This is a genomic window from Leucobacter sp. M11 (genome assembly GCF_035726885.1).
In the GTDB taxonomy this organism is placed as follows: Bacteria; Actinomycetota; Actinomycetes; order Actinomycetales; family Microbacteriaceae; genus JAPFRB01.
On the sequence record NZ_JAPFRB010000002.1, the window covers coordinates 532,573 to 535,378 of the forward strand.

At 71.7% G+C, this 2,806-nt stretch carries 2 protein-coding genes; one reads left to right on the forward strand and one right to left on the reverse strand.

What is annotated here, in order from left to right:
* On the forward strand, window positions 1-1,074 hold a 1,074-nt coding region (locus OOT08_RS06880), incomplete at its 5' end, for a peptide MFS transporter (protein WP_325091855.1).
* Between the two features lie 44 nt (window positions 1,075-1,118).
* Here OOT08_RS06880 and OOT08_RS06885 read toward each other — a convergent pair.
* The gene (locus OOT08_RS06885) at window positions 1,119-2,321 is read right to left on the reverse strand and encodes a hypothetical protein (protein WP_325091856.1); all 1,203 of its coding nucleotides are present in this window, start codon (window positions 2,319-2,321) and stop codon (window positions 1,119-1,121) included.
* Window positions 2,322-2,806: the final 485 nt, after the last annotated feature.

The following is a 2,806-nucleotide window of genomic DNA, read 5'->3' on the forward strand; positions in this document are numbered from 1 at the left end:
CTCAAGACCACCACCTCGACCGTGCTCGGCGATCTCTACGCCAAGGGCGACGCCCGGCGCGACGCCGCCTTCTCGATCTACTACATGGGCGTGAACCTGGGCGGCATGCTCGGGCCGCTCGCGACCAGCGCGCTCTGGGGGTGGCAGGGCTTCCACTGGGGCTTCGGCCTCGCCGCCATCGGGATGGCCGTCGGCCTCATTCAGTACCTCGCGATGCGCAAGCACACCACGACCGCCGCGAGCAGCGCCCCGGGCAACCCCCTGACCAAGCGCGAGGGACGCACCTGGATCATCATCTTCGCCGTGGCCATTCTGGTCGTGGTCGCCGCGGTCATGCTGGGCGGGCTGACCGCCGAGAACCTCTCCGACGTCGTTGTCGTGCTCATCGTGATCGCGAGCGTCGCCCTGTTCACGGTCATCATTTCTAGCCGCCGCGTGTCCCCCGTGGAGCGCAAGCAGGTCATCTCCTTCATTCCCCTCTTCCTCGCCTCCGCCGTGTTCTGGTCGCTGTTCCAGCAGCAGTTCACGGTGCTCGCGATCTACGCGGACGAGCGCCTAAACCGGACCCTGTTCGGCTGGGAGATGCCGCCGAGCATGGTGAACTCGCTCAACCCGATCTTCATCATCATCTTCGCGGGCCTCTTCGCCGCGATGTGGGTCAAGCTGGGCTCCCGGCAGCCGAGCACGCCCGTGAAGTTCGCGCTGGGCACCGCCGTGATGGGCATCGCCTTCCTCGGGTTCATCCCCTTCGCGGGCAGCGAAAACGGCACCGTGCCGCTCATCGCCTTCGCGGGCATCCTGTTGCTGTTCACGGTCGCGGAGCTCTTCCTGTCCCCCGTCGGGCAGTCGCTCGCGACGAAGCTCGCGCCCCGCGCGTTCCACTCGCAGATGGTGGCGCTGTTCTTCCTGTCGATCTCGCTCGGCTCCGCCGCCTCCGGCTCGCTCGCCACGCTCTACTCCGCGGAGAACGAGGCGAACTACTTCCTCGTCATCGGCCTCGTCTCGATCGCCGTCGGCGCGGTCCTCTTCCTGGTCCGCAAGCCGATCCTGCGACTGATGGGCGAGGTCCGCTAGCCCATCACGCCCGGCGTGCCCGCGCCCCGGTCGCCCCGCCCGCCTCAGGCCGGGGGGACCGGGGCGCGCAGTCGTTCCACGAGCGGCAGGGGCCGCTTCGGGTCCGGGAGCCAGTTTCGCAGGAGCACGGCCGCCGCGAGGGCGCCGAAGCCGGTGATCAGCTTGTCACTCAGCGACGTGAAGAGGTTGCTGGCGAACACCGCGAAGGCGTACCCGCCGCTGAGCTGGTGCACGGCGTTGAGCACCCCAACGGAGCCGTGTCCGGTGGACCCGCCGAAACCGATCAGCAGGATCGGCGCCGCGACGAGCGTGCAGACGAGGGCCACCACCAGGTTGAGCGAGAAGAAGCGCAGGAACGAGTCCGCCATCCGGAAGCGACGCACCCCGAACCCCCAGACGAGCGCCCCCGCGACGTTCACGAGGAGGAAGGGCAGGGCGGCCAGGCCGCTCGTCGTCGTCGAGGCTGCGAGCAGTTGCGAGAGCACGGCAACGAGCACCCCGTGCCAGGGGCCGAAGACGAGCGCCGCGACCGCGGTGCCGCCCATATCGAGAAACAGCGGCAGCTCGAACCAGCGCACGAGGCCGTGCCCGCAGAGATTGAGGAGCACACACCCCAGGAGGAGAACCGGCAGCGCCCAGGCGGGGCGGCGGGGAGCTGGCCACGCGCTCGAACGCGCACTGACGAGTCCGGGCTGGCGTGGAGGGCGGCCGGGGCTTCGGCGGGGCGGGGTCGCCCCCGGGGCGGCGGCCCGCCCAGCGAGCGGCGTGGGCGGCGCAGCGGCTGAGGCAGCGGTCAGGGCGTCCGCGGGCGTTTCGGCCCCGGCGCCGGAGGGCTCGCTTGGGGCGTCCCGCGCCGGGCGCGGGGGCTCGGGCGGTGGGGGCGCGCTGCGTGGGGGAACGGCGTTTTGCGCGGCCGTTTCCCGTGGGGCCGGGGCAGACGAGGTCTTCCGGGCGAGCCCGCAGCGGAGGACCCACTCGGCCGCCGTGGGCTCGTCCGCCCCGAGGGCGAGCACGATCTCGCGGACCAGCTCCGCGTCCAGCCGGGATCGCCCGTCCTGGAAGGCCGAGTAGACGGTGGAGCGAGCGGGGGTCGCCGCGGCCGCCGGGATCCCGGCGGCTTCCCGCCGGACCGCGATGCGGCGCACGATCTCGGCGTAGCTGATCGATCCGGTTCGCACCCGGAGCGCGCGGAGCTCGGCGGCTAATCCGTCCAGCGTCACGTCTTGCGCACGGCGAGACTCCACCATGTTTCCTCCCTCACACCGGTGACCCGGTGCCCCGCCCCCACTGTACCGAAGACGCGCGTGCCCGGTTCGCGCCCCCGATCAGCGCTTCTCGCCCGGCGCCGCCGCACGATTGCCGCGCTCGCCCGGGCGGTGCTGTGCAGAGTTGTTCCGAAACCCCGTTTTCCGGGCGGGCGGCGTGCGGGCCGGATACGCTGGGATCATGGAACGCGGCGCCACCGGCCCGCGAGACACGCGCGCTCGGTGCCCGCTTCCGGCCCTCCGGGGGGACGGACCGGAACCGGACCGATGCCCGCGCGGCCTGAGATCGACCGTTGCCACGCAGCGTGACGCATCCGGCCCCGTTGTTCCCCGTGCGGATCCCGCGCGGGGAACAACCTTTTTCCGGCTCCTCCGCGCCCCGGCTCGGCGTCAGTCCTTCGTGGCGCGCTCGGCGATGCGCAGGTCGAGGGGGAAGTCGACGGGGGCGTCCCCGAAGAGGAGCCTGC

What these genes read in the sequence shown, in the direction of transcription:
- OOT08_RS06885 (WP_325091856.1), bottom strand. Translation starts at nt 2,321, where the DNA reads ATGGTGGAGTCTCGCCGTGCGCAAGACGTGACGCTGGACGGATTAGCC.